Below are 26912 nucleotides of genomic sequence, written 5' to 3' on the forward strand. Positions count from 1 at the left end.
TCTTTCACATGATCCGCCATTTGCTCCGTCAGAGGGACTCGACACGACGGTGCGCCGCCCTATAGTCGCCCTCATGGCCTCCCCGCACGACTCCGCTCCCGCGACCCTCGACCCCGCGCAGCTGATCGCCGAGGCGCGCCGGGCGTTCTTCACCATGTTCGGCTTCCTCTGCCTGATCTGGGCCGTGCAACTGGCGAACTGGGCGACGGACGAGCAGCTCGCCCTGCAGCACGGCATCGTCTCGCGCCAGGCGAGCAGCCTGCCGGACCTGCTGACCGCGCCGTTCCTGCACCTGAACTGGCAGCACCTGGAAGGCAATTCGGGCCCGCTGTTCGTGTTCGGCTTCCTCGCCGCCTACCGCGGCGTGCGCAAGTTCCTCGGCCTGACGGCGCTGCTGGTGGTGACCAGCGGCATGGCGGTCTGGCTGTTCGAGCGGGACCACGTGGTGACGGTCGGCGCCAGCGGCGTGATCTTCGGCTACTTCGGCTACGTGGTGCTGCGCGGCCTGTTCGACCGCAACCTGATCGACTCGCTGATCGGCCTGGTGATGGGCGCGTCCTTCGCGTACCTGCTGACCACGGCGATCCCCGGCACCCCCGGAGTGTCCTGGCTGGGTCACCTCGGCGGCCTGGTCGGCGGCCTGGCCGGCGCCTGGATCTTCCGCACCCGCGGCCCGAAGCGGACGGCGACCGCCGCCGCGGACCCCGAGCCGTCCGCGGCCCCGGCCGTGCTCGGCAACAGCGGCGGGGCGTCGGCCGGCCCGCGCGCGGACCTGCTGAAGGAGCTCGACGACCTGGGGCTTTAAGCCCGCACGGCACCTCGTGGCAGGATCGGGGTGCCATGGTTGCCACTGCTTCGACTCCCGCCCCCGCCGCCGTCCAGGCGCTGCACACCACTGTCATCGGCTGGTACGAGGCCAACGCCCGCGATCTGCCCTGGCGGACCCCGGACGCCTCGCCCTGGGCGGTGATGGTCAGCGAGTTCATGCTCCAGCAGACGCCCGTGAAGCGGGTGCTGCCCGCCTACGCGGCCTGGCTGGAGCGCTGGCCCACCCCCGCCGCCCTGGCCGCGGACGCACCCGGCGAGGCGGTGCGGATGTGGGGCCGGCTCGGCTACCCGCGCCGCGCGCTGCGGCTGCACGCGGCGGCCACCGCGATCACCGAGCAGCACGACGGCGTCGTCCCGGACGACCACGCGGCGCTGCTGGCGCTGCCGGGGGTCGGCGAGTACACGGCGGCCGCGGTCGCCTCGTTCGCGTTCCGGCAGCGCCACGCGGTGCTGGACACCAACGTGCGCCGGGTGTTCGCCCGCGCCGTCACCGGCGTCGAGTACCCGGCGAACGCCACCACCGCCGCCGAGCGCCGCACCGCGCACGAGCTGCTGCCGGCCGGCGACGAGCGGGCCGCGACCTGGGCGGTCGCCGTGATGGAGCTGGGCGCCCTGGTGTGCACCGCGCGCGGCCCCGAGTGCGGTGCCTGCCCGCTGTTCGCCGAGTGCGCCTGGCAGCGGGCCGGCTGCCCGCCGTACCAGGGCCCGGCCCGGCGCGGCCAGACCTACGAGGGCACCGACCGGCAGGTCCGCGGCAAGCTGCTGGCGGTGCTGCGGGACGCCCACGGCCTGGTCACCCAGGGCCGGCTGGACGTGGTGTGGCCGGACGCGATCCAGCGCGCCCGGGCCCTGGACGGCCTGGTCGCCGACGGCTTGGTGGAACCCGTCGGACCGGGCACCTACCGGCTGCCCCAGTAACGCGCAGCGGCCCGGGACCGTCCGGTCCCGGGCCGCACGTCATGCGGGGGCGATCGTCAGATCGCGCCTTCCAGCGCGGCCTCGGCCTTGGCCTCGGCGGCGTCCGCGCCACCGCGCAGCTTGACCTCGCGCAGGAACAGCGAGGCGACGACGGCGACCAGGCTGATCACCGCGCCCCACAGGAAGACGGTGTGCATGCCGTTGGAGATGCCGTGCTGGTAGGCGTTCAGCACGTCGGGCGGCAGCTTGCTCAGGGTGGCCGGGTTCATCGCCGACATGCCCTCGCCGCCGCCACCGCTCTGCTGCATGTGCTGCAGGACCTCCGGCGGGAGCTTCTCGACGCTCTTGTTGACCTGGTTGATGTACAGGGTGCCGAACAGGGCCACGCCGAAGGAGCCGCCGATGGTGCGGAACAGGGTGGCGGAGGACGAGGCGACGCCCATGTCCTTCATCTCCACGCTGTTCTGCGCGACCAGCATGGTGACCTGCATCAGGAAGCCCATGCCGGCGCCGAGCACCACCATGTAGCAGGACGAGGCGAAGCTGGAGGTGTCCACGGACAGGGTGGACAGCAGCAGCGAGCCGCCGCCCATCACCACGGTGCCGATGATCGGGAAGATCCGGTACTTGCCGGTCTTGGTGATGGCCTGGCCGACCACCAGCGAGATCACCAGCATGCCGAACATCATCGGCATCAGCAGCAGACCGGAGTTGGTCGCCGAGGCGCCCTGGACGATCTGCTGGTAGGTGGGCAGGAAGGTGACCGCGCCGAACATCGCGAAACCGACGATGAAGCCGATGATCGAGACCATGGTGAAGTTCCGGTTGCGGAACAGCCCCAGCGGGATGATCGGCTCGGCGACCCGCTGCTCGACGTAGCAGAAGCCGATCACCGAGGCGACGGACAGCGCGCCCAGGCCGAGGATCTGCTTGGAGCCCCAGGCGTACTCGTGGCCGCCCCAGGTGGTGATCAGGACCATCGAGACGATGCCGATGGTGAGCAGCGCCGCACCGAGGTAGTCGATCTTGGCGTTGGAGCGGATCTTGGGCAGCTTCAGCACCACGACGATGAAGGCCAGCGCGATCGCGCCCAGCGGCAGGTTGACGTAGAACGTCCAGCGCCAGTTCAGGTGGTCGGTGATGAAGCCGCCGATCAGCGGGCCGCCGATGGTGGCCAGCGCCATGACGGCGGCGAACATGCCCTGGTACTTGCCGCGGTCGCGGGGCAGCACCAGCGCGCCCATGATCGACATCACGCCGACCATCAGACCGCCGGCGCCCAGGCCCTGGACGGCGCGGAAGGCGATCAGCTGGTCCATCGACTGCGACATGCCGGACAGCGCCGAGCCGAGCAGGAAGATCGCGATCGAGACCAGGAACGAGCCCTTGCGGCCGTAGAGGTCGCCGACCTTGCCCCAGATCGGGGTGGAGGCGGCGGTGGCCAGGGTGTAGGCCGTGACCACCCAGGACATGTGCTCGGCGCCGTTCAGCTCGCCGACGATGGTGGGCATCGCGGTGCCGACGATCAGGTTGTCGAGCATGGCGAGCAGCATGGTGATCACCAGGCCGATCATCACCAGGCGCACCTCGCGGTGCGGCCGCTGCTCGAATCCGTCGTCGTCGGCCTTGCCGAGCTCGACCGGCGGCTCCTCCGGAGCCGCCTCGGACTGCTGGGTTGTCATGGTGCGTCTCTCCCGGGGCGCAGTGCCGCGGTGCTGCCCGCGACGGTACTTACTTGACGACCGGCTAGTTAATTGCCGTTCGGCACGGTAAGTTGTTACCTAGCCGGTCGTCAAGCCAGTTTCGAAGCAGCCCCTCTGGGCAGGGAGAATGCGAACAGAACCGGGCCTTGACACCCGTCCGCACCGCTTCAACGAGGCAGGCCGCCAGCGATGACCACTCCCCAGAGCCCCCGTAGCGACACCCGAGCGCGGATCATCGACGTGGCACTGGAGTTGTTCGCCGAGCACGGCTACGAGAAGACCTCGCTGCGTGAGATCGCCGACCGCCTCGGCGTCACCAAGGCCGCCCTGTACTACCACTTCAAGACCAAGGACGACATCGTCCGCGGCATCGTCGAGAAGATGGCCGCCCCGCTGGACGACGCCATCGCGTTCGGCGAGGGCAAGGACTGGTCGCCCGAACTGCGCGACGAACTGCTCCGCCGGTTCGCCGCCGGCATGGGCGAGCGGGCGCCGCTGCTGCGCTTCTTCCACGAGAACCAGCCCGCGCTGCGGGAGTCCGCGGCCGGGCTGGCGTTCAAGGAGCGGATGATCAAGATGATCACCCTGCTGCACGGGCCGGAGCCGAGCTTCCGCGACAAGCTGCGCGCCACCGTCGCGCTGACCTCCATGCACTCGGCGATGTTCCTGCTCAAGGCCGACCTGTGCGAGCCCGGCCGGGAACCGGTCGCCTGCGCGACGGGCGTCAGCCTGGACGAGGCGATGGAGGCGGCCCTGGAGGTCGCCCTGGAGGTCGCCGCACACATCGAGCCGCCCGCGCACTGACGCGGACGGCTCGGGGTCCCCTGCGAGGGGGCGGGGCGGCGGATCAGAAGTTGTTCGCGCCGTGGCCCTTCAGGTAACCGATCGGGTCGATCACCTTCGCGTACTGGTTGGCGGTGCGGATCTCGAAGTGCAGGTGCGGGCCGGTCGAGTTGCCGGTGTTGCCGGACTTGCCGATCCGGTCGCCCGCGTTCACGTGCTGGCCGGCCTTCACCTCCAGCTGCGACAGGTGCGCGTACTGGGCGTAGCGGCCGTCGGACAGCTTCAGCACGACCTGGTTGCCGTAGGCGCCGGCCCAGCCGGACGACACCACGGTCGAGTTGCCGACCGCCATCAGCGGGGTGCCCACGGAGACCGCGAAGTCGGTGCCGGTGTGGTAGCCGGCCGCGTACGACGGGTTGGTCCTGTGGTACGGGTTGCTGATCGGCGCGCCCGGGGCGGGGGAGGACCAGTCCGGGTTGACCGGCGCGGGGGCCGGGGCGGGCTCCGGCGCGGGAGCGGGCGCGGGGGCCGGCTCGGGCGTGAGGGCGGGCTGCTCGGCGGGCTGCTCGGCCGGGGCGGCCGGCTGCTCGTTCTGCTGCGGCTGCGCCTGGTGCTCGTCGGCGGCGTGCTCGTCGGCCGGGTGCTGGTCCGCGGCGTGCTCGTCCACCGGGTTCGTCAGCTGCTCCAGGTTGGCGGCGACCACGGCCAGCGGGCTGGTGGTGTCGGCCTGGTGCGTCTCGGGCTCGGACAGCTGCAGCTCGCCCGGCTGGACGTCCGCGGAGGCGAACGGGGAGTCGCCCAGGGCGGCCGGCTGGGCCTGCGCGGCGACGGCGTGCCCGCCGGGGATCAGCATGGCGCCGAAGGCGACCACGGCGGCGCCGGTGGCGAGTGCCTTGGCGGGGGTCCGGCGGGCCGGGGCCGCGACGGCGGAGTCGGAGCCGGTGACGGTGTAGACGTGGCGGGTGCTGATCGCCTGGAGAATCCGGCGGCCGGTGGCGGGGAAAGAACGCATCGGAGTCGGTACCTCACGGACGGGGCCAGAGCGGGGCCGAGCCGGGGGGCTCGCCGAACTGGGGGAACGACTCCGGTGTAAACGACCTCCCGGGGTGGGCCCAAAGGTGTGACGTACGACGACGGGTAGTGGGTGAAGCTCACGGAACAACGGTCCGGAGCATCGGACAGACCGGTACATCGAGGCGTAAACCTCCTACTTCCGGTCGTAGGTCGCCGGAGGCCTGTGACCATCGCCACCGGGAAGCGGCCGGTTTGAGTCCGAAGCGGCCCGGGTAGAACCGGCCTCCGAACCAGCTGCACCGTCCGATCCACCCAGCCGTCGGAGATGATCAGCTGATGAACGACATTCCGGTGCAGGACCGCCGCTTCACCGCCCGCCGCCAGGCCGAGCGCCTGCTGTCCGGCGGCCGCCCGCAGACCGTCCGCGAATCGCTCGCCGAACTCGCCGCGCTGGCCGACGGCCCCTACCCGCTGGACGAGCCCACCGACCGGTACGGCGACGGCATCGTGCGCACCCTGGAACGCCGCACCGCCGACCTGCTCGGCAAGCCCGACGCCGCCTGGTTCCCCACCGGCACGATGGCCCAGCAGGCTGCCCTCAAGACCTGGGCCGACACCCACGGCCCGGTGGTCGCGATGCACCCGCTCGCCCACCCCGAGGTCCACGAACGCCGCGCCCACCAGGTGCTCAGCGGCCTGCGGTCGGTCTCCCAGGCCACCGGCCCGCAGCAGCCCACCGCCGCACAGCTGGCCGCCCTGGACGAGCCGTTCGACGTGCTGATGCTGGAGCTCCCGCTGCGCGACGCCGGCTTCCTGCTGCCCGGCTGGGAGGAGCTGTCCGCGCTGTACGACTTCGCCGCCGACCGCGGCCTGCCGGTCCACCTGGACGGCGCACGGCTGTGGGAGTCCGCCCCGCACCTGGGCCGGAGCCTGCCGGAGATCTGCGCCCGCGCCGGGTCGGTGTACGTCTCCTGCTACAAGTCGCTGGGCGGCCACAGCGGGGCGCTGGTCGCCGGCGAGGAGGAGTTCGTCCGCCGGATCAAGGTCTGGCGGCACCGCTACGGCGGCCGGATCTGGCAGCAGTGGCCCGCCGTGCTGTCCGCGCTGGCCGGCCTGGACCGCGAACTGCCCCGGCTGCCCGACTACGTGGCGCACGCCAAGGTGGTCGCCGCCGCGCTCGCCGGGACCCCGGGCGCCCGGATCAACCCGGAGCCGCCGCACACCCACCAGTTCCAGCTCTGGCTGCCGCACCCGGCCGAGCAGCTGATCGAGGCCGGCCACCGGCAGGCCGAGGAGCAGGGCGTGTCGCTGTTCGGCGGCTGGTGGGAGCCCGGCCCGCAGCCCGGCGCGGCGATGACCGAGGTGACGGTGGCCGCCGACGCACTGGAGTGGAGCGCCGAGGACGTCACCGAGGCGATGACGGCCTTCCTCGCCCTGCTCTGAGCGACCGCGGCGGGAAACGGAGCAGGGCCCCGACGGTTCGAAAACCGTCGGGGCCCTGCCGTTCAGCCGTGTTCAGGCAAGCGTCACTTGGCGTGCTTGACCTGGATCAGGGCCTCAAGCTGGTTGTTCGACTGCCACAGCACCTCGATCTGGGTACCGGTGTTCGGCACCTGGACGCTGCTGTACGGGTTCGACTTGTCCCAGTAGGTGTTCTTGCGGTCGTTGAAGACCGTCACGCCGCGCTCGCTGGGGATCTTGGTGAGCGCGTCGGCCTTGTGCAGCTGCAGGCCGGTGGTGCGGTCGAAGCGGAAGGTGGAGTCGTACGCCTGGAAGCGCGGACGCATCAGGGAGCCGTCGTTCCACTTCAGCGGGGTCGGGTGGGCGTCGATCGGGAGGATCAGGCCCTGGCCCGGGTGGTTGGCCACGTTGTTGTCCGACTGCGAGGAGTCCCACAGCCAGATCAGGACGCCGTTCTGGTTGGCGTAGTGCTCGACCCAGTCCGGGCGGGCGGCGGAACCGAAGTTGTACGGGCCGGTCTTCAGCGTGGAGTCGAAGGACACGTACTGACGGTTCTCGACCAGGTAGTGCTGGTCGTAGTCCTTGTTGAACTTGCCGGAGATCCGGGAGAAGCCCGACGCGGTCCAGCCGTTGTCGCCGTTCTCCGCACCGTCGGTGAAGACGGTCGCACCGTTCGCGGTCACCGCGATCTCGTCCAGGGCGAGGCCCTTCAGGTGGACGCCCGGGTCGGTGGTGTTGTGGAAGCGGATCTGGATCGCCTTGCCGGCGTACGCGTCCAGCGGGAACGACAGGTCGCCCCAGCCGTTCGAGTTACCGGTGATGGAGTTCTCCGGCAGCGCGGTGCCGTTGAAGGTGCCGGCCAGCGAGGACCAGTTCTTGCCACCGTCGGTGGAGACCTCGGCGAACGCGAAGTCGTAGTCCTGCTCCAGGTCGAACCAGCCCTTGGCGGTGAGCGTGGCCGAGGTCTTCCCGGTGAGGTCGACGCCACGGGTCAGCGTGACGTTCAGGTTGTCGGCGCTGCCGCTCCACCACTCGTTGCCACCCGCGAACGGGGTGTTGATCTCGGTGGTGACGGTCTTCGCCGGCAGGTCGACGACCAGACCCTGCTTGCGCTTGTTGTTGTACTCGGCCGGGCCGAGCAGGGTGGTGGTGGTCCGACCCGCCTTGGCGGTGTCGTAGTCCAGCCAGCCCAGCTTCAGCTTCGACCAGATGTCCAGGTCGTTCGGCATGTCGCCGATCTCGTTGCGGCCCTCGCCCAGCCAGGAGCCCGAGGACATCAGGGACCAGAAGCCGACCGAGTTGTCGATGCCCTGGCCGCTGGTGTCGTACAGGTCCGGCAGGCCCAGGTCGTGGCCGTACTCGTGGGCGAACACGCCCAGGCCGCCGTTCTCCGGCTGCATGGTGTAGTCGCCGACCCACAGGCCGGTGGCGCCGATCGGGGTGCCGCCGAGCTTGTTGTTCTCCGGGCCGGTCTTGCCGGCCTGGTTGGCGTACACGTACGAGCGGTGCGCCCACAGGGCGTCGGTGCCCTGGACGCCGCCGCCGGCCGACTGGTCCTCACCGGCGTGGACGATCTGGAAGTGGTCCAGGTAGCCGTCCGGCTCGTTGAAGTTGCCGTTGCCGTTGTAGTCGTAACGGTCCCACTGGTCGTACTGCGCCAGGTTGGCCTTGATGTCCGCGTCGGTGCGGCCCTTGGCCTTCTGGTCGGCGACCCAGGCGTTGATGCCGTCGCGGATCAGGTCCTGCGCGTTGGCGCAGACGTGCTGGCCGCAGTAGTCCGAGCCGTAGCGGGCCTCGTTCCACGGAACGCGGACCCAGTCGGTGACCAGACCGTCGACCGAGTAGCGGCCCGAGGACTGCTTCTCGTAGTAGGTCTTCAGCGACGGCTTGTTCGGCGCGAAGTACAGGTCCTGGTAGTGGGCCTGGTTGTAGTCCGCCTGCCAGGCAGTGGAGTTGTCCTTGGTGCGGTCCGGGGCGGCGATCTGGTTGCGCGCGGGGCCGGGAGTGCCGCCGTACTTCACCTTGCCGTCGGGGGTCTTGGTGGTGCTGTCCACCTGGTCGCCGAAGTCGACCAGGATGGTGAAGATCCGGTCGGTGCGCTCGCGCGACAGCTCGACGTACTTGTCACGGCCGAGCTTGACCGAGGAGCCGTTGCCGTGCTTCTCGACCTGGGCGGTGCCGTTGACCAGCTGCTCTATCGCAGCCTTCTGCTCGGCCTCGACCTTGTCGGCCAGCGGGCTCTGCAGTTCGCGCGGCACGCTGTCGTTCTGGATGGCGTCGGCCGGGTCCGTCACGGCCGGGGTCGCCGGTGCGGCGGTGGCGATGCCGGGCAGCATGCCGACGCCAAGCGCGGCGCTGACCGCGATGGCGGCGGAGGCCGCGGCGACCTTCTTGGTCATCTTCAACGTGGGACGTCCTCCCCTTACCGGTGCGGCGGTGGCCGAGCCGGTGAACCAATGCAAGACAGGTGGACGACATTTGACCCAAGGTCGGGTAAAAAAGAAAGACCTTGACCCTGGCATGGCCACGCCGCTATGCTCCGCCAACTCAAATGATCTGACGATCCGTCAATCTACCTACGGTGCAAGGCATGGCGGGGTCGGTCGCACTCGCACCGCGCCGGAGCCCACCCGTTCGGCCGTCCGCCCCTTGGGATTCACAGCGCACGGAAACCTAAACAGTTTTTCAACTGAAAACCCGAACGCCGAAAAGCCGCCGCCCCCGACCTGATCAGGTCGGGGGCGGCGGCTTGGAACGCGCTTTGTGGCGCTATTACTTCGTCAGATCCGGACCGGTCGCCGTGACCGCCGCCGGGGTGTCCGCCACCGGGGACTTCTCCTCGCCGCGGAAGGTGAACTTGGCAGCCTTGCCCTCACCCTCCACGCCGACGACCACGATGTGGCCGGCCCGCAGCTCACCGAACAGGATCTTCTCGGACAGGTGGTCCTCGATCTCCCGCTGGATCGTGCGGCGCAGCGGACGGGCGCCCAGGATCGGGTCGTAGCCGCGCTTCGCCAGCAGGCTCTTGGCCTCCGCGCTGAGCTCGATGCCCATGTCGCGGTCCTTCATCCGCTGGTCCACCTTCGCGATCATCAGGTCGACGATCTCGATGATGTTCGCCTCCGACAGCTGGTGGAACACCACGATGTCGTCGACACGGTTCAGGAACTCGGGGCGGAAGTGCTGCTTGAGCTCCTCGCCGACCTTCGCCTTCATCCGCTCGTAGCCGGTCTGGACGTCACCCGTGGCCGCGAAGCCCAGGTTGAAGCCCTTGGAGATGTCCCGGGTGCCGAGGTTGGTGGTCATGATGATGACCGTGTTCTTGAAGTCCACGACCCGGCCCTGGGAGTCGGTCAGGCGACCGTCCTCCAGGATCTGCAGCAGCGAGTTGAAGATGTCCGGGTGGGCCTTCTCGACCTCGTCGAACAGCACCACCGAGAACGGCTTGCGGCGCACCTTCTCGGTGAGCTGGCCGCCCTCCTCGTAACCCACGTACCCGGGCGGGGAGCCGAACAGCCGCGACACGGTGTGCTTCTCCGAGAACTCGGACATGTCGAGCGCGATCAGCGCGTCCTCGTCCCCGAACAGGAACTCCGCCAGGGTCTTGGACAGCTCGGTCTTACCGACACCCGAGGGGCCGGCGAAGATGAACGAACCACCGGGGCGCTTCGGGTCCTTCAGACCGGCGCGGGTACGGCGGATCGCCTGGGAGAGCGCCTTGATGGCGTCCTCCTGGCCGATGACCCGCTTGTGGAGCTCGTCCTCCATGCGCAGCAGACGCGAGGACTCCTCCTCGGTCAGCTTGAAGACCGGGATGCCGGTGGCGGTGGCCAGGACCTCGGCGATGAGCTCCTCGTCCACCTCGGCCACGACGTCCATGTCGCCGGCCTTCCACTCCTTCTCCCGCTTGGCCTTCGCCTGGAGCAGCTGCTTCTCGTTGTCGCGCAGCGACGCGGCCTTCTCGAAGTCCTGCGCGTCGATCGCGGACTCCTTCTCCCGACGCACCTCGGCGATCTTCTCGTCGAACTCGCGCAGGTCCGGCGGCGCGGTCATCCGGCGGATGCGCATCCGGGAACCGGCCTCGTCGATCAGGTCGATCGCCTTGTCCGGCAGGAAGCGGTCCGAGATGTACCGGTCGGCCAGGGTGGCGGCGGCGACCAGGGCGGCGTCGGTGATCGAGACTCGGTGGTGCGCCTCGTACCGGTCGCGCAGGCCCTTGAGGATCTCGATGGTGTGCGGGAGCGACGGCTCGGCGACCTGGATCGGCTGGAAGCGGCGCTCCAGCGCGGCGTCCTTCTCCAGGTGCTTGCGGTACTCGTCCAGCGTGGTGGCGCCGATGGTCTGCAGCTCACCGCGGGCCAGCATCGGCTTCAGGATGGAGGCGGCGTCGATCGCGCCCTCGGCGGCGCCCGCGCCGACCAGGGTGTGCAGCTCGTCGATGAACAGGATGATGTCGCCGCGGGTGCGGATCTCCTTGAGGACCTTCTTCAGGCGCTCCTCGAAGTCACCGCGGTAGCGCGAACCGGCGACCAGGGCACCGAGGTCCAGCGTGTAGAGCTGCTTGTCCTTCAGCGTCTCCGGGACCTCGCCCTTGACGATCGCCTGGGCCAGGCCCTCGACGACCGCGGTCTTGCCGACGCCGGGCTCGCCGATCAGCACCGGGTTGTTCTTGGTGCGGCGGGACAGCACCTGCATGACCCGCTCGATCTCCTTCTCGCGCCCGATCACCGGGTCGAGCTTGGCCTCGCGGGCGGCCTGCGTCAGGTTGCGGCCGAACTGGTCGAGCACCAGGGAGGTGGACGGGGTGCCCTCGGCGGGGCCGCCGGCCGTGGCCGACTCCTTGCCGCCGCTGGTCTGGTAGCCGGACAGCAGCTGGATGACCTGCTGGCGCACCCGGTTCAGGTCGGCCCCGAGCTTCACCAGGACCTGGGCGGCGACGCCCTCGCCCTCGCGGATCAGGCCGAGCAGGATGTGCTCGGTGCCGATGTAGTTGTGGCCGAGCTGAAGGGCCTCGCGGAGCGACAGCTCCAGCACCTTCTTCGCCCGGGGGGTGAAGGGGATGTGACCGGACGGGGCCTGCTGGCCCTGGCCGATGATCTCCTCGACCTGCTGGCGGACCGCCTCGAGCGAGATGCCGAGGCTCTCCAGCGCCTTGGCGGCGACACCCTCGCCCTCGTGGATCAGGCCCAGGAGGATGTGCTCGGTGCCGATGTAGTTGTGGTTGAGCATCCGGGCTTCTTCCTGTGCCAGGACGACAACCCGCCGCGCGCGGTCGGTGAACCTCTCGAACATCGTTAATCGCTCCTCAGAGCGGTCGGTCAGTTCGGGGGCCGTCCCCGCCCTGTCCTTCCGCATGCTAGTCCCGCTCAGCGGCGCGGCTACGGAACTCCCGCCGGAGCGGGAGAAACATGCTGCGCGACCAGCCGACACCTTTCCCAACCTGATGCTGGGAGACGGTGTTCCCAGCGGCGGGCCCGATGCACCGGATACCGCTACGCCAACGGCGAACACGAACCGGTGGAACCGGTGGACCGGCCCCGCGCAGTGCTGCGGCCGGGCTCCTACGACCCCGTCCACCTGCATTCATACCCGGTTGCGCGGCGGGTTTCGCGCGGTTTCCGGTGGGCGCTTGTTCGCCTGGCGAGAAGTCGGCCGACCGGGCACCCGGAGTGACGGGCCGTCAAGTCGGCCGCGCGTGACGTACCGCCGCGTGGTGGACGGTCGTGACAGCGTCGCTCACTCCAGCGTTGCACAGGTCGTGACCACTTCGCCGCCGGCCGCCGCCCGCCCGGGGAGGCGTCGGCCGACCGGCGCGGGGCGGGTCGCCGACCGGCTGCGGGCCGGTGCCGGGCGGCCCCTGTAAGACCTGCTCCCGCCCGACCCGCTCTGCCTGCTGGACGCCCCCACGGGGCGCCGGTGCGCGGGCGCGTCCGGGCCTGCCGCCCGCCCGCCCGCGGTAGTCCGCGAGGGCTCAGGAGGCGTGCGCCTTCTCGTACGCCTCGCGCACGTTGCTCGGGACGCGGCCGCGGTCGTTGACCGGGTGGCCGTTCTCCTTCGCCCAAATACGGATCTTGGCCGTGTCGGCCTGTCCGGCGGAAGAAGCGGAGCGACCGGCGCCCCGGGTGCCGCCGCCGCGCCGCGGGGCGGTCAGTCGACCGCTCTGCTTGCGGCCCTTCTCGACGTACGGGGCCAGCAGACCGCGGAGCTTCTCCGCGTTGTCGCTCTTCAGGTCGATCTCATAGGCCACGCCGTCCAGGGCGAACGTCACCGTCTCGTCCGCGGAGCCGCCGTCGAGATCGTCTTCCAGAATGACCTGAACCCTCTGTGCCACGGGCTTCCCTTTCCGCGATAACGATCCATTGCCTAGTGAAAGGAAAGCGCCTTTTCCCGGAAAACACAAACCCCTGTGCCGCCCGTCGTGGCCGCAGCGGCGCATCAGAGGTGCAGTAGCATGCGCGAGTTGCCCAACGTGTTCGGCTTCACCCGCTCCAGGTCGAGGAACTCGGCGACGCCTTCGTCGTACGAGCGCAGAAGTTCTTCATAGACTTCTGTGGCCACGGCTGCCGGGTCTGCCGTACGATCGTCGTTTTCGCCGATCTCGACGAAGCCGTGTTTCGAGAAGAACGGCACCTCGAACGTCAGGCAGAAAATCCGACGGACGCCGAGCCAGCGCGCCGTCTCCAGCAGCTTGTCCAGCAGCTGGTGGCCGATGCCGAGGCCTTTGCAGACCGGGTCGACCGCGAGGGTGCGCACCTCGGCCAGGTCCTCCCACATCACGTGCAGCGCGCCGCAGGCCACCACGCGGCTGTCCTCGTCGCGTTCGGCGACCCAGAACTCCTGGACGGATTCGAACAGGGTGACGGTCGGCTTGTCGAGCAGAATGCCGTCCCGCGAGTACGCGTCGATGAGTCGGCGAACGGCGCGCACGTCGGTGGTCCGCGCACGGCGGATGGTGACCTCCATGCCGTGGAACGTTATCGTGCCTCGGGCGCGCGGGTCTCCTCGGTATCGGCGCCGGCCACTCGCAGCGCGTCGCGCAGCCACTCGCGCTGTTCCGGCGACATCATCCCGAAGAAGTGCACCAGCGCCGCGGCCGGATTGTCACTCGTCGCCCAGGCGTCGTTCATCAGCGCGGCGGTGTAAGCCTCGCGTGAGGAGACCGGCTCATATCGGTATGCGCGCCCGGCGCGCTCCCGGCGCACCCAGCCCTTTCGATAGAGCTTGTCGAGCACCGTCATCACGGTCGTGTACGCGATTTCACGTTCTGAACGCAGATCCTGCAGAACCTCTCGAACAGTGACCGGGCGGTTCCACTGCCACACCCGGGTCATGATGTCGTTCTCGAGTTCTCCGAGTTGCCGCACCATAGTGCGGCCCAGGATAGGCCGGAATCGGACAAAGAGCGGCAAATACTGAAAAGACCGGCGCGCCGCTCCCCGAAAGGGGGAACGACGCGCCGGTCTGCGGTCGGACTATTCGGCCGTGGAACGGGTCGCCATCGCCTCGGCGGCGGCGTCCTCCTTGGCCTTCTGGGCGCCGCCCTGGGTGCGGATGATGGCCCGCACCAGGAAGGCGAAACCGATCGCCATGACCAGGGGCGGCACGATCGCGCTGACGTACTCCATGGGGTTACTCCTCGGTGTCCTCGTCGGCCTCGGCGCCGGCTGCCTTCGCCGCTTCTTCGGTCTTCTCCGCCTTCTGGGGCTTGACCAGCGGGAACAGCACCGTCTCGCGGATGTTCTTGCCGGTCAGCAGCATGATCAGGCGGTCCACGCCGAGGCCGAGGCCGCCGGTGGGCGGCATCGCGTACTCCAGGGCGCGCAGGAAGTCCTCGTCCAGTTGCATCGCCTCGACGTCGCCGCCGGAGGCCAGCAGCGACTGCGCGGTCAGGCGGGCGCGCTGCTCGACCGGGTCGATCAGCTCGGAGTAGGCGGTGCCGATCTCGGTGCCGAAGATCACCAGGTCCCACTTCTCCGCGACGCCCTCGATCGAGCGGTGCTGGCGGGTCAGCGGGGACACCTCGGTCGGGTAGTCCTTGATGAAGGTCGGCTTGATCGCGTGGTGCTCCAGCAGGCGCTCGACCATCTCCAGGACGATCTGGCCGTGGCCCCACTCCTTCTCGTACGGGATGCCGGCCTCGTCGGCGAGCTTGCGCAGCTCGTCCACCGAGGTGGCCGGGGTGACCTCGGTGCCCAGGTGGGCGGAGATGCCCGGGTAGACCGAGACCTCCTGCCAGGGCTCGGCGAGGTCGATCTCGTGCTCGGCGCCGTCCGGGCCGAGGCCCCTGACCACGGTGGTGCCCAGCGCGTCCCGCGCGGCGTTCACGATGGTGGCCCGGATCAGCTCGGCCTGGGTGTTGTAGTCGCCGTAGGCCTCGTACGACTCCAGCGAGGTGAACTCCGGGTTGTGGGTGGAGTCCGCGCCCTCGTTGCGGAAGTTCCGGTTGATCTCGAAGACCTTCTCGGCGCCGCCGACCACCAGCCGCTTGAGGTACAGCTCGGGGGCGATGCGCAGGAACAGGTCGATGTCGTACGCGTTGATGTGCGTGGTGAACGGACGGGCGTTGGCGCCGCCGTGCACCGGCTGCAGCATCGGGGTCTCGACCTCGAGGTAGCCGCGCTCCTCGTAGGTGCGGCGGATCGAGCGGACGACCTTGCTGCGCAGGTGCAGGATCTCGCGCGCCTCGGGGTTCACGATCAGGTCGACGTAGCGCTGGCGGACCCGGGCCTCCGGGTCGGTCAGGCCCTTGTGCTTGTCCGGCAGCGGACGCAGGCACTTGGCGGTGAGCTCCCAGCGGTCCACCATCACGCTCAGCTCGCCGCGGCGGGAGGTGATCACCTCGCCCTCGACGCCGACCTGGTCGCCGAGGTCGATGTCGGCCTTCCAGGCGGCCAGCCGCTCCTCGCCCAGCTTGTCCAGGGACAGCATCACCTGGAGGTCGCCGGAGCCGTCGCGCAGCGTGGCGAAGCAGAGCTTGCCGCCGGTGCGGGCCAGGATCACCCGGCCGGTGATGCCCGCCCGCTCGCCGGTCGCGGTGTCCGGCGCCAGGTCGGGGTGCTTGTCCCGCAGCTCGGCGATGGTCGAGGTACGGGGGAAACCGACCGGGTACGGGTCGATGCCGGCGGCCCGCAGCCGGTCCAGCTTCTCGCGCCGGACGCGCATCTGCTCGGGAAGGTCGTCGGTCGCGGGGAGAGTGCTCTGATCGCTCACCCCACCAGGGTAGCCAGGCTCACGGGCTGTTCCGCCACGGGATATCGCACCGCGCGGCCCCCGGGCCCGGCGACGCCGGACCCCCGGGCCGCCGACCTGGCGGCCCGGGGGCTCCTGACGTCGCGTCAGCCGTGCGCGCCGCGCCGGCGGCGGGCCACCACGGCGATCACGCCGCCGCCCAGCACGATGGCGCCCACGCCCAGGCCGACCATGGTGCCGGTGCCCTCGCTGCCGGTGAACGCCAGGCCGCCGCCGCTGCCCGCACCCGCGGTGCTGCTGCCGGTGGCGGTCGGGGTCGCGCCGGTGCTCGGGGCGGTGCCGGCGCCGGAGCCGTTCCCGGTGGGCGCGGTGGACTGCCCGCCGGCCGGCTGGGTGGCCGGCGCGCTCGGGGTGGCGGTCACGGCGGTGGAGCCGAGCGTCACGGAGACCGTGTTGTTGGCGTTCTCGGTGTCGTACGGCAGCGCCTCGACCTTGTTCTCGTACACGCCCTGCTCGGTGGTCAGCGCGATGACGGCCTTCGGCCCGGTGGCCGGGGCGGAGACCGCGAGCGGCAGGTCGAAGGTCCGGTCCGCGCCGTTGAGCAGCCACATCGGGAGGCTGCAGGCGACGACGTTCGGGCGCTCCTCGCGGGCGCCGCAGCCGTCGGGCAGCTTGCCGGCGACGGTGACGCCGGACGGCAGCGTCACCAGGGCGGAGGCGATGGGGTTGCCGCTGCGCAGGTACGCGACCGAGGCCGGTCCGCCGTTGTGCACGGTGACCGCCAGGGTGCCCTTCCGGCCGCCGTCGGCCGGGGTCCAGGCGCCGCGGGCGGAGAGGTCCGCGTTGGTGGTGACGTTGTACTGGACGATCGCCGAGTTCCGCGCCTGCGGGCCGATGTTCGGCGGGCCGGGCTTGGCGGCGGGGTTCTCCGGGAGGCCGGCGGTGAGCCGCGGGCCGGTGTTGGAGGCGGGCGTGAACGTGTACCCGCCGCGCACGTACTTGAGGTCGTCGTTGACGCCGGAGGAGACGACGAAGTCGATGTCCGGGTACAGCGCGTCGGAGCCGACCACGGCCTCGATCGGGTCGACGGTGACCGTCTGGCCCGGCTTGACCGAGGTGTTGATGGTGCAGATGGCCGCCTGGGTGTCCTTGAACACCTCGTTCTTCTCGCCGCCCGCGTAGGTGCCGTACGAGCAGTTGGCGTAGTGCTGCTTGAAGGTCAGACCCGGCGAGAGCTGGGCCCCGACCACCAGCTGGCCGCTCTCCAGGGTGCCGTTGTTGGTCACCCGGAGCGGCTGCTTGATCACCGCGCCGGGCTTGCCGGCGTCGACCGGCCGGTTGCCCAGGTTCTGGTCGAGCTCCAGCTTCGGGCCGCCGGCGTACACCGCGACGTCGGCGGCGGGGCCGGTGGGACCGCCCGCCCAGCCCTGGCTGATCCTCAGGTGGCCGGCCTGGCCCTGCGGCGCGCCCTTTACGGCGGTCAGCGTCGGGTTGAACTGGCTGCCGAAGGTGGTGGAATGCGGCCAGGAGTGCACGGTGAACGTGCAGGTGGACACCTGACCGGTGGTGTTGCACTTGGTGCCCCAGCCGGTGCCCCAGCCGGGGTTGAGCGCGAAGCTCGCGATGCCGGCCAGGCCGGTCGCGTCGTACGTCACGACGACTTCCCGCGAGGCGTTCGCGGCGATCGGGCCGGACGAGCCGACCGGCAGCTCCACCGGGGTGGCGTCGCCGGTGGCGGGCGCGGCCGGGAGCGTGAAGGCGGACGGGACGTCGAGCCGGAGCTCGTCCGCGGCGTGCGCGGGAGCCGAGGTAAGGGCCAGGATGGCGGCGGCGGCCAGCGGTGCGCCGATGGCGGCCGGGCGCGTGATGCGCGAGTTGCCCACGGTGATCCTTCGATCTTTCGGATGCGATCGACCCAGACCATAGGGTGGCTTTCGGACATCCGAGCAGTGTGATTTCGGACAGTTCGGGACGCGGCGGCCGCTTTCGCCCGCACCCGTTACCGAATCTTGATCGCCGTTCCTCCGCCAACGCCCCACGATGTCGACACATCTCCACGAGTCGGCGCGTGAGAAGCCCGGAGCCCCCGGGGTCCGCAGGTGCGGACCCCGGGGGCTCCGGGCGTGCTGACGGCCGCTCAGGCCGTGACGGTCACTCGTGCGCGCCGCGCTTGCGACGACGGTTGGCCAGCGCGAGCACGCCGCCGCCGAGCAGGATCGCGGCGCCGCCGGCGGTCGCCGTGGTGCCCATGCCGTCCGCGCCGGTGGAGGCGAGGCTGCCGCCGACCGCGGAGGTCGACGAGGACGTCGACGGGGAGGCGGTGGCGCCGGTGGACGGCGAGGTGCTGGGCGTGGCGGCCGGGGAGCCCGAGGCCGAGGAGCTCGGGGTGGGCGTGCCGGGCGAGGCGGAGCCGCCCGGCACGGTCGGCCGGGTGGTGTTCGTGGTGGTGCCCAGCGGGATGACCACCTCGTTGTTGCTCTTGTTCGGGTCCCACGGCATGCCGCCGTCCTGGCCGTCCTCACCGATGGACGGGAGGGTGACCTTGGCCGACAGGCCGGCGTTGTGGTCGAGGTCCAGGGTGAAGAAGGACCAGTAGCGCTGCCCGTTCTTGATGTACGGGTTGGTGGTGCAGTCCCAGACGGTCACCGCCGGGTCCTGGTTCTGCCGGTTGAGCTCGCACTTGGGCTGCGAGCCGCTGAGGACCTTGACGGCCTTCGGGACCGTCACCCGGATGATCGCCGGGTACGAGCCGGAGCGCCAGAAGATGGACGCGGGGCCGTTGTTGGCCATGCCGACGGTGAGCTCGCCCAGGCCGCTGCCCTGGTCCGGGGCCCACCCGCCCTCCACCGAGAAGTCGGCGGTGTTCGGGACGACCGCTGCGAGTGCGGTCTCGTTGTTGCGGCCGAAGTCGATCACGCCGTTCGGCGCGCCCTGGGTCTCCGGCTTGCCGACGGTGAGCCGGGGGCCGCCGGTCGGGCCGGGGGTGAACGTGTAGCCGCCGAGCCAGCCGTCCTTCGCCGGTGCGGTGGCGGTGACCCGGACGTCCTCGTACGCGTAGTACGCCGTGGAGTCGACCTTGAACCCGATCGGGTCCAGGTGGACCGTCTCGCCGGCCGCCACCTCGGAGTGGACGGTGCAGATCGCCACGTCGCCGTCGGCGCTGGTGCCGTACTCGCAGTTGGAGAAGCGCGGGACGAAGGACAGGTCCATCCCGCCGGTGAAGGTGAAGTACAGCTGGGAGGACGGGAGTTGGCCCTTGTTGGTGACGGCGATGTCGGGCGTCCAGGTGTCGCCCGGCTTGAGGCCGCGGTTGGTGTCGACCTCCTTCGCGGTCAGGTTGCTGCCGCCGAGGGTCACCTTGGTGTCCGCGGTGGCGGTCCGGCCGTCGAACACCGCGGTGGTGTGCAGCACGGCGCTGCTGCCGGCCTCGCGGGCGGCGGCGGGGCCGTACAGGTAGTAGCGCAGGTCCAGCTTGCCGTCGTACATGGTCTGCAGGTCGCAGGTCAGCACCTGGCCGGCGATCGTGCAGCCGGACTGCGGCATGACGGAGGCGATGCCCTGCAGCGGGGCGAGGTCGACCGTGACGCGGCCCGTGGCGGGCGCCGGGTGGTCGCTGAGCGTCAGGTGGAGCTGGACCGCCGTGGAGCCGCTGCCGTGGTCCGGCGCGGTGGACGACGGGTCCACGGCGACGGAGTCCGGGGCCTCGATCTTCAGCGTGGCATCGGCGGCGTGCGCCGGAGTCGCTGTGGCACTGCCCAGGGCGAGCACGGCCAGGGTCGAGGCGAGCCCGAGCGAGCGGGAGCGTGAGATGTGCATCTTCCCCCCAGAAAGAATCGTGTGCACATGATGTGCGCGCCCGACGTTAGGGGGCGGATCCGAACGCCGTTCCGGCCCGAATCGGACACTTCGGGGCAGGATCGTTCGTATCGGTCCGGGATCGTTACCCGAGCGTTAGCGGGCCTCCCCCGAGGAAGTGACATGCCGTCAGTTGTCGCGCCGGGCGGTCCGGGAGGGGAGGGGTCGGCGGGCGGGGCGGTCGAGCCGCCGACCGGAAAGCCCCCTCCGGGGAGGGGGCCGGAGGAGCCGACGGGGCGTCAGCCGTCGGTGCCGGTGGCGAGTTCCTGCTGGTCGGTGTCGGTGGGGGGTTCGGGGGCGGGGCGGGTGCGACGGCCGAAGAGCTCGGCGGGGGTGGGCATCCGGCGCGGGCGGGGGCGGTCGGCGGGGGACTGCGGGTGCTGGTCGCTCATCGGGAACCGTCCTCCAACTGGGATGGCGGGGTGGGGTTCGGACGCGGGGCTCGGTACGGCGGCGAGGTGGCGCTGCCCGGAGCCGAGGGAGAGCCGCTCGCGGACCTCCGCCTCGGCGAGTGCGTGGCAGCGCCCGGCGAGGCGGGAGCGGCGGGCGTGCTCGTGCTGTCCGCACGGCTGGCGGGACAGGGCGCGCAGGGCGGAGAGGTCCTCGGCGGTGGGCAGGTAGCCGTCGGTGACGGCCTCCTCCAGCCGCTCCAGGTAGCCGCCCGCGCTGCCGGGCAGCGCGGAGCGGTAGCGGCCCAGGTCGGCCAGCAGGAAGGAGCGCAGCCGCCCGCCCTCCTGGACCGCCTCGTCGATGGCCTCGGTGAGCCGAAGCGCGTCCTGGACGTCCTCGGCCCACAGTTCGCCCGCGGCGGTGGGGATCGGGAGCCGGTCGGGCGCGGCCGGATAGAGGGCTTGGGCGAGGACACGGCGCAGCACCCGGACTTCGTCGGCGCTGAAGGCCATGCCGCCGCGCGATCCGTGTGGCGTTGGCATGGCTCGACAGTACGTGGCGTACGTCCGACTTATGGCGATTGAGGACGTGTTTGTCCCGATTGGCCTATGAGATGGTGCATCTGACGCCCGGTCGGCGGCCGACCGGGCGTCAGCCGCCGTCAGGCGGTGGCCGGCCGGTTGCGCTCGAAGATCAGGCGCAGGCCGATCAGGGTCAGCCACGGCTCGTGCACGTCGATCGAGTCGGCCTCGCCGAGGACCAGCGGGGCCAGGCCGCCGGTGGCGATCACCTGGACGTCGTTCGGGTCCTTGGCGAGTTCCTTGGCCATCCGGTTGACCAGGCCGTCGACCTGCCCGGCGAAGCCGTACAGGATGCCCGACTGCATGCCCTCGACGGTGTTCTTGCCGATCACGTTGCGCGGGCGGGCCAGCTCGATCTTGCGGAGCATCGCGGTGCGGCCGCCCAGGGCGTCGACCGAGATCTCGATGCCCGGGGCGATCGCACCGCCCACGTAGTCGCCGCGCGCGTTGATCGCGTCGAAGGTGGTGGCGGTGCCGAAGTCGACCACGATGCACGGCCCGCCGTACAGGTGGTTCGCGGCCAGCGCGTTGACGATCCGGTCCGCGCCGACCTCCTTCGGGTTGTCCATCAGCACGTGCACGCCGGTCTTCACGCCCGGCTCCACGATCACCGCCGGCACGTCCCCGTAGTACCGGCGGGTCACCTCGCGCAGCTCGTGCAGCACCGCCGGCACCGAGGAGCAGATCGCCAGGCCGGCCACCCGGTCGTCCGCCGAGACGATCGGGTGGGCGCCCATCAACCCCTGGAGCAGCACCGCCATTTCGTCGGCGGTGCGGCGCGGGTCGGTGGAGATCCGCCAGTGCTCGACGATCTCCTCGCCGTCGAACAGGCCGAGCGTGGTCTGGGTGTTGCCGACGTCGATGGTGAGGAGCATGGGGCGCTTTCTGCTTGGAAGGATCAGGAACTGCGGAGGTCCAGGCCGATGTCCAGGATCGGCGAGGAGTGCGTCAGGGCGCCGACGGCCAGGAAGTCGACACCAGTCTCCGCGACCTCGCGCGCGGTGGCCAGGGTCAGACCGCCGGAAGCCTCCAGCTTGGCCCGGCCCGCGACCAGGGCGACCGCCTCGCGCAGCTGCTCGGTGCTGAAGTTGTCCAGCAGGATCAGGTCCGCGCCGGCCTCCAGCACCGGGGTGATCTGCTCGATGGTGTCGACCTCGACCTCGATCGGCAGCTCCGGGAACGCGGCCCGGACGGCGGTGAACGCCTCGGCGACGCCGCCGGCGGCCACCACGTGGTTGTCCTTCACCAGCGCCGCGTCCGAGAGCGCCATCCGGTGGTTGGCGCCGCCGCCCGCACGGACCGCGAACTTCTCCAGCGCGCGCAGGCCCGGCGTGGTCTTGCGGGTGTCCCGGACGACCGCCCCGGTGCCCGCCAGGGCGTCCGCCCAGGCGCGGGTGGCGGTGGCGATGCCGGACAGGTGGCACAGCAGGTTGAGCGCCGAACGCTCGGCGGTGAGCAGGTCCCGGGTGCGGCTGCGCACCGAGAGCAGCACCTGGCCGGCCTCGACCGCGGCGCCGTCCTCGACGTGCCGCTCGACCTCGAACTCGTCCTCGCAGACCAGCGAGACGACCGCCTCGGCGACCCGCAGACCCGCGACGACGCCCGCCTGGCGGGCCGTGAAGTCCGCGGTCGCGACGGCCTCGGCGGGGACGGTCGCCACCGAGGTGACGTCCTCGCCGCCGGCCAGGTCCTCGGACAGGGCCATCATCGCCACGTCCTCGACCTCGACCGGGTCCAGGCCCGCGGCCTCCAGCAGTTCGGCCAGCGCCGGGTCCAGCCCGGTCTCGTACACCTCGCCGTCACCGCACGCGCAGCCGTCGCCGCAACCGCCTTCGGCGGACTCGGCGGTGAGGAGGGGGAGTTCGTCGTGGGACATGTAGGGGGCTCCAAAGGGGAGTGAAACCAGGGGCGCGGGGAACTGCGCGAGGTCGGGCGGGCGAGGAGTCGGATCCGGTGTCGGCGGGGCCGGGCTCCTCGGGCGGTGCAACCGGCTGTCGGGTCAAAGGTATTCGGTCGGTCGACCTGTGCTTCGCGCCCCTGCGGGGCGCGAAGCACGCGGGACGCCGGTCAGTCGCCGAGCGGGTGGGTGATGTGGTGCTGCCAGTGGGCGTCGTCGCGGTCGGGGAAGTCCTCGCGCCAGTGGCAGCCGCGGGTCTCCTCGCGGAGCGCCGCGGCGGCGGTGAGGGCGGTGGCGACCTGGTGGAGGTTGGTGGCCTCCCAGGTCTCGACGGAGGGCGAGGCGGGGTGGGCCGGGTCGGCCAGGGCCGCCAGGCCCTTCGCGGTGGCGGACAGCGACTCCGCCGAGCGGATCACGCTCGCCCCGGTGGACATCAGGTGCTGGATCGCGCCGCGGCTCTCCGCCGGCAGCAGCGGAACGGGCGCGGCGGCGTGCGCCGCGTCCGTGTTGACGGTGCGGGCGGGGAGCCGGCCGGCCTCGGCGAGCCCGGCCAGGTCGGCGGCGATCCGTTCGGCGAACACCAGGCCTTCGAGCAGCGAGTTGGAGGCGAGGCGGTTGGCGCCGTGCACGCCGGTGCAGGCGACCTCGCCGCAGGCGTACAGGCCGGGGACGGTGGTGCGGCCGTGCAGGTCGGTGCGGATGCCGCCGGAGGCGTAGTGCGCGGCGGGGGCGACCGGTATCGGCTCGTTGACCGGGTCGATGCCGTGGGTGCGGCAGGCGGCCAGGATGGTCGGGAAGCGGTGCTCCCACATCCGGGCGCCGAAGTGCCGACCGTCCAGGTACATGTGCTCGGTGTCCTGGGCGAGCATCCGGCGGGTGATGGCCTTGGCGACGATGTCGCGCGGGGCGAGTTCGGCGAGCTCGTGCTGGCCGAGCATGAAGCGCACGCCGTCGGCGTCCACCAGGTGCGCGCCCTCGCCGCGGACGGCCTCGGAGACCAGCGGCTGCTGGCCCTGCGCGTCCGCGCCGAGGAACAGCACGGTGGGGTGGAACTGGACGAACTCCAGGTCGGTGACCTCGGCGCCGGCCCGCAGGGCGAGCCCGACGCCGTCGCCGGTGGAGACCGCCGGGTTGGTGGTGGCGGAGAACACCTGGCCCATGCCGCCGGACGCCAGCACCACGGCGCGGGCCAGGATCGCGCCCACGCCGTCCCGCTGGCCCTCGCCCATCACGTGCAGGGTGACGCCGGAGGCGTGGCCGCCGGCGTCGGTGAGCAGGTCCAGGACCAGGGCGTGCTCGATGAGTTCGAGGCCCGGGTCGGCCTCGACGGCGGCGACCAGGGCGCGTTCGATCTCGGCGCCGGTGGCATCGCCGCCGGCGTGCGCGATCCGCCGCCGGTGGTGGCCGCCCTCACGGGTGAGGACGATCTCGCCGTCCTCGTCCAGGTCGAACTCGGCGCCCACCTCGATGAGCCGGCGCACCGCGTCCGGCCCCTCGGTGACCAGCGTCCGGACCGCGTCCTCGTCGCACAGCCCGGCCCCGGCGACCAGGGTGTCCTGGAGGTGCTGCTCGGGGGTGTCGCCCTCGCCCAGGGCGGCGGCGATGCCGCCCTGGGCCCAGCGGGTGGAGCCGTCGTCGAGCATCGACTTGGTGACCACCATGGCCCGCAGGCCGGCCTTGCGGACGTTCAGCGCGACGGTGAGCCCGGCCACGCCGGAGCCGACCACGACGACGTCGGTGCTCGTGGTCCAGCCGGGGGCGGGGGCGGTCAGGCGGTGCGACATGGCTTCAGCTGCTCCTTCAGTGCGCGGCGACGGCCGCGCCGTCGGCCCCACCGTACGCGGCGTCGCCGCGCAGCAGTCCGCTGCCCTCGGGGGCGTCCGCGGGGTCGCCGCCCAGGCCGGTGATCCGGTTGTGCTCGTCCACGAACACCACCTTCGGCAGGTAGCCCTTGGCCTCGGCGGTGTCCATCTGCCCGTAGGCGATCAGGATCACCAGGTCGCCGGGGTGGACCAGACGGGCGGCGGCGCCGTTGATGCCGATGATGCCGGAGCCGCGCGGGCCGGCGATGGTGTACGTCTCCAGCCGGGCGCCGTTGTTGATGTCGACGATGTGGACCAGCTCGCCGGGGAGCAGGTCCGCGGCGTCGAGCAGGTCCTCGTCGACCGTCACCGATCCCACGTAGTGCAGGTCGGCCTGGGTGACGGTGGCACGGTGGATCTTGGACTTGAGCATGGTGCGGAGCATGTGGTCACGCCTCTCTGAGTGCATGCCGGGGCTACTGCCGAATCTACTTACCGAACGATGATGCCGACGTTGTCGATCAGCCGGGTCGAGCCGACCTTGGCCGCGAGCGCGAGCACCGCCTCGCCCTGGAAGTCGTCCGGCGCCTCGGTGAAGGACATCGGATCGATCAGGGCGAGGTAGTCGAGGGAGATGCCGTCCGCGCCGTCCAGCACGGCGGCGGCCGCCTCGCGGACGGCCTCGGCGCCCTTGGCGCCGGCGTCACGGCCGGCGAACAGGGCGCGGGACAGCGCGAGCGCCCGGGTGCGCTCGTCGTCGGAGAGGAAGCGGTTGCGGGAGGACAGCGCCAGGCCGTCCTCCTCGCGGACGGTCGGGACGCCGACGATCTCCACGTCGAAGTCCAGGTCCGCGACCATCCGGCGGACGATCGCCAGCTGCTGGGCGTCCTTCTCGCCGAAGACCGCGAAGTCCGGGTCGGTGATGTGCAGCAGCTTGGCGACCACGGTCAGCATGCCGTCGAAGTGGCCGGGGCGGGACGCGCCCTCGAAGCCCTCGCCCATCGGGCCCGCCGAGAGCCGCACCAGCGGCTCGCCGTTCGGGTACACCTCGTCCGCGGACGGGGCGAACACCACGTCCGCGCCCATCTCCTCGGCGAGCGCGACGTCCGCCTCCAGGGAGCGCGGGTAGCGGTCCAGGTCCTCGCCGGCGCCGAACTGCAGCGGGTTCACGAACACCGTGACGGCCACCCGGCCGTCCTTGCCGACCTGGCGGCGGGCCTCCCGGACCAGCGCCGCGTGGCCCTGGTGCAGCGCGCCCATGGTCATCACCACGGCGTTGTCCACCGGCTGCTCGTCCGGCCAGAACGCCGCCTCGAACTCCTCCACGGTGCGGGTCAGCACCGCCTTGCGGACCTTCGGGGCCTTCGGGGCCTTCGCCGGGCGCCTGTCGCGTGCCATCAGTGCTTCTCCTCGTTCAGTACGTCCAGCAGCGCCGCCGCCGGTTCCGGCTTCAACGATCCGTTGGCGACCGCACGTTGCGCGGTCGCCTTCGCCATCGCCCGGTAGGCCTGGCCGATGTCCGGGGTCACGGTGGCGAGTCGGTCGAGGTGCTTGCGCACCGTCCCCACGTCGCCCCGGGCGACCGGGCCGGTGAGGGCCAGGTCACCGGAGCGCAGGGCGTTGTCCAGGGCCGCGCCGAGCAGCGGGCCGAGCATCTGGCCGGGCTCGGCGACACCTGCGGTGCGCAACAGCTCCATCGCCTGCGCGACCAGCGTGACCAGGTGATTCGCGCCGTGCGCGAGAGCCGTGTGGTACAGCGGCCGGACGTCCTCGGGGATCCAGGACGGCTCGCCGCCCATCTCCACCACCAGGGCCTCCGCGACCGGACGCAGCTCTTCGGGCGCCGTCACCCCGAACGGGCAGCCGGCCAGCCGGGCCACGTCCACCGAGGTGCCGGTGAACGTCATCGCCGGGTGCAGCGCCAACGGCAGCGCGCCCTTGCGGGTGGCGGGCTCCAGCACGGCCACGCCGTGGGCGCCCGAGGTGTGGACGAGTAGCTGGCCCGGACGGACGGCACCGGTCGCGGCCAGACCGCTCACCAGATCGGGCAGCACGTCGTCCGGGACGGTCAGCAGCACCAGATCGGCCGCCGCCATCACCTGCGGCGGCGTCACCAGGCGGACGCCCGGCAGCAGGGACTCGGCGCGACGCCGCGAAGCCGCGGACACGCCGGACGCGGCAACCACCCGGTGCCCGGCCAACTGCAGCGCCGCACCCAGCGCAGGACCGACCCGGCCGGCCCCGACCACCCCGACAGCAAGCCGGGCCGGGCGGTTACCGGGGTCGGAGGGGTCTCCGAAGTCGTGCAGCACTCTTCCGTTCCAGTCCTCGACGGGTACCAGACGTACCGGTCAATGGTACGGGCAACGGTCGCCGCCCTTCCTGCGCCCACCCGCCCGCCCGTGACCCGCCGGCGAGAGGGGGAGCTGCGCGAAGCGGAAGGCGTCCGGCAGCGAGGTCGCGATGAGGGCCGTGGCTTGCCCGTGCCTGC

22 protein-coding genes are annotated in these 26912 nt (G+C 71.2%); 4 read left to right on the forward strand and 18 right to left on the reverse strand.

Annotation, left to right across the window (positions count from 1 at the left end; all coding sequences use genetic code 11):
* The first annotated feature begins 73 nt into the window (after positions 1–73).
* Both CG736_RS24360 and CG736_RS24365 read left to right on the forward strand, forming a co-directional pair.
* Positions 74–805, forward strand: coding sequence for a rhomboid family intramembrane serine protease (locus tag CG736_RS24360; protein ID WP_100588307.1), 732 nt, complete (start codon positions 74–76; stop codon positions 803–805).
* Positions 806–840: 35 nt separating this feature from the next.
* On the forward strand, positions 841–1746 hold the full coding sequence (locus tag CG736_RS24365; RefSeq protein WP_100588308.1) for an A/G-specific adenine glycosylase: 906 nt from the start codon (positions 841–843) through the stop codon (positions 1744–1746).
* Between the two features lie 56 nt (positions 1747–1802).
* Here the strand turns inward: CG736_RS24365 and CG736_RS24370 are convergent, their stop codons facing one another.
* Complete coding sequence (locus tag CG736_RS24370; RefSeq protein ID WP_100588309.1) at positions 1803–3428, reverse strand: MDR family MFS transporter; 1626 nt, start codon at positions 3426–3428, stop codon at positions 1803–1805.
* A gap of 210 nt (positions 3429–3638) precedes the next feature.
* Between CG736_RS24370 and CG736_RS38700 the strand changes: the two genes are divergently transcribed.
* On the forward strand, positions 3639–4253 hold the full coding sequence (locus CG736_RS38700; protein ID WP_100588310.1) for a TetR/AcrR family transcriptional regulator: 615 nt from the start codon (positions 3639–3641) through the stop codon (positions 4251–4253).
* A gap of 43 nt (positions 4254–4296) precedes the next feature.
* On the opposite strand, the gene CG736_RS36460 is transcribed toward CG736_RS38700, so the two are convergent.
* Entirely contained in the window at positions 4297–5244 is a 948-nt protein-coding gene (locus tag CG736_RS36460) for a M23 family metallopeptidase (protein ID WP_232734140.1), read from the reverse strand.
* A gap of 338 nt (positions 5245–5582) precedes the next feature.
* On the opposite strand from CG736_RS36460, the gene CG736_RS24390 reads away from it, so the two are divergent.
* Entirely contained in the window at positions 5583–6689 is a 1107-nt protein-coding gene (locus tag CG736_RS24390) for a low specificity L-threonine aldolase (protein ID WP_100588312.1), read from the forward strand.
* Positions 6690–6772: 83 nt separating this feature from the next.
* Here the strand turns inward: CG736_RS24390 and CG736_RS24395 are convergent, their stop codons facing one another.
* The 16 genes from CG736_RS24395 to CG736_RS24460 all read right to left on the reverse strand — a co-directional run bounded on the left by CG736_RS24395 (position 6773) and on the right by CG736_RS24460 (position 26733).
* Positions 6773–9106 carry an immune inhibitor A domain-containing protein gene (locus CG736_RS24395; RefSeq protein WP_198520596.1) on the reverse strand — a complete coding sequence of 778 codons (2334 nt, stop codon included), beginning with the start codon at positions 9104–9106 and terminating at the stop codon, positions 6773–6775.
* 373 nt (positions 9107–9479) lie between these two features.
* Complete coding sequence (locus CG736_RS24400) at positions 9480–11999, reverse strand: ATP-dependent Clp protease ATP-binding subunit (RefSeq protein ID WP_043914849.1); 2520 nt, start codon at positions 11997–11999, stop codon at positions 9480–9482.
* A 679-nt stretch (positions 12000–12678) separates the two neighbouring features.
* Positions 12679–13038 (reverse strand): Lsr2 family protein, encoded by a 360-nt coding sequence (locus tag CG736_RS24405; RefSeq protein ID WP_100588313.1) that lies wholly within the window; start codon positions 13036–13038, stop codon positions 12679–12681.
* A 104-nt stretch (positions 13039–13142) separates the two neighbouring features.
* Complete coding sequence (locus tag CG736_RS24410; RefSeq protein ID WP_100588314.1) at positions 13143–13670, reverse strand: amino-acid N-acetyltransferase; 528 nt, start codon at positions 13668–13670, stop codon at positions 13143–13145.
* 11 nt (positions 13671–13681) lie between these two features.
* Positions 13682–14074, reverse strand: a complete 393-nt coding sequence (locus CG736_RS24415; RefSeq protein ID WP_100588343.1) for a BlaI/MecI/CopY family transcriptional regulator — start codon at positions 14072–14074, stop codon at positions 13682–13684.
* A gap of 105 nt (positions 14075–14179) precedes the next feature.
* Positions 14180–14332: a hypothetical protein gene (locus CG736_RS37170; protein WP_198520590.1), complete on the reverse strand. Its 153-nt coding sequence runs from the start codon at positions 14330–14332 to the stop codon at positions 14180–14182.
* 4 nt (positions 14333–14336) lie between these two features.
* Entirely contained in the window at positions 14337–15917 is a 1581-nt protein-coding gene (gene lysX, locus CG736_RS24420) for a bifunctional lysylphosphatidylglycerol synthetase/lysine--tRNA ligase LysX (RefSeq protein WP_100588315.1), read from the reverse strand.
* A 125-nt stretch (positions 15918–16042) separates the two neighbouring features.
* A complete protein-coding gene (locus CG736_RS24425; RefSeq protein WP_157815707.1) occupies positions 16043–17779 on the reverse strand; it encodes a hypothetical protein in 1737 nt (578 codons plus the stop codon).
* A 268-nt stretch (positions 17780–18047) separates the two neighbouring features.
* Positions 18048–19712, reverse strand: coding sequence for a hypothetical protein (locus CG736_RS36465; RefSeq protein WP_157815708.1), 1665 nt, complete (start codon positions 19710–19712; stop codon positions 18048–18050).
* A 278-nt stretch (positions 19713–19990) separates the two neighbouring features.
* Positions 19991–20683, reverse strand: a complete 693-nt coding sequence (locus tag CG736_RS24430) for a hypothetical protein (protein WP_052509634.1) — start codon at positions 20681–20683, stop codon at positions 19991–19993.
* A gap of 119 nt (positions 20684–20802) precedes the next feature.
* Complete coding sequence (locus CG736_RS24435) at positions 20803–21597, reverse strand: type III pantothenate kinase (RefSeq protein WP_035863765.1); 795 nt, start codon at positions 21595–21597, stop codon at positions 20803–20805.
* 23 nt (positions 21598–21620) lie between these two features.
* Positions 21621–22598, reverse strand: coding sequence for a carboxylating nicotinate-nucleotide diphosphorylase (gene nadC, locus CG736_RS24440; protein WP_100588317.1), 978 nt, complete (start codon positions 22596–22598; stop codon positions 21621–21623).
* A gap of 191 nt (positions 22599–22789) precedes the next feature.
* A complete protein-coding gene (locus CG736_RS24445; RefSeq protein WP_100588318.1) occupies positions 22790–24403 on the reverse strand; it encodes an L-aspartate oxidase in 1614 nt (537 codons plus the stop codon).
* Between the two features lie 16 nt (positions 24404–24419).
* Complete coding sequence (panD, locus tag CG736_RS24450) at positions 24420–24866, reverse strand: aspartate 1-decarboxylase (protein WP_043914829.1); 447 nt, start codon at positions 24864–24866, stop codon at positions 24420–24422.
* Positions 24867–24913: 47 nt separating this feature from the next.
* Positions 24914–25819, reverse strand: a complete 906-nt coding sequence (panC, locus tag CG736_RS24455) for a pantoate--beta-alanine ligase (RefSeq protein WP_100588319.1) — start codon at positions 25817–25819, stop codon at positions 24914–24916.
* Positions 25819–26733 carry a Rossmann-like and DUF2520 domain-containing protein gene (locus tag CG736_RS24460; RefSeq protein ID WP_100588320.1) on the reverse strand — a complete coding sequence of 305 codons (915 nt, stop codon included), beginning with the start codon at positions 26731–26733 and terminating at the stop codon, positions 25819–25821. The genes panC and CG736_RS24460 overlap by 1 nt, the downstream gene beginning before the upstream one ends.
* Positions 26734–26912: the final 179 nt, after the last annotated feature.

This window comes from Kitasatospora sp. CB02891, from assembly GCF_002803145.1.
Lineage (GTDB): Bacteria > Actinomycetota > Actinomycetes > Streptomycetales > Streptomycetaceae > Kitasatospora > Kitasatospora griseola.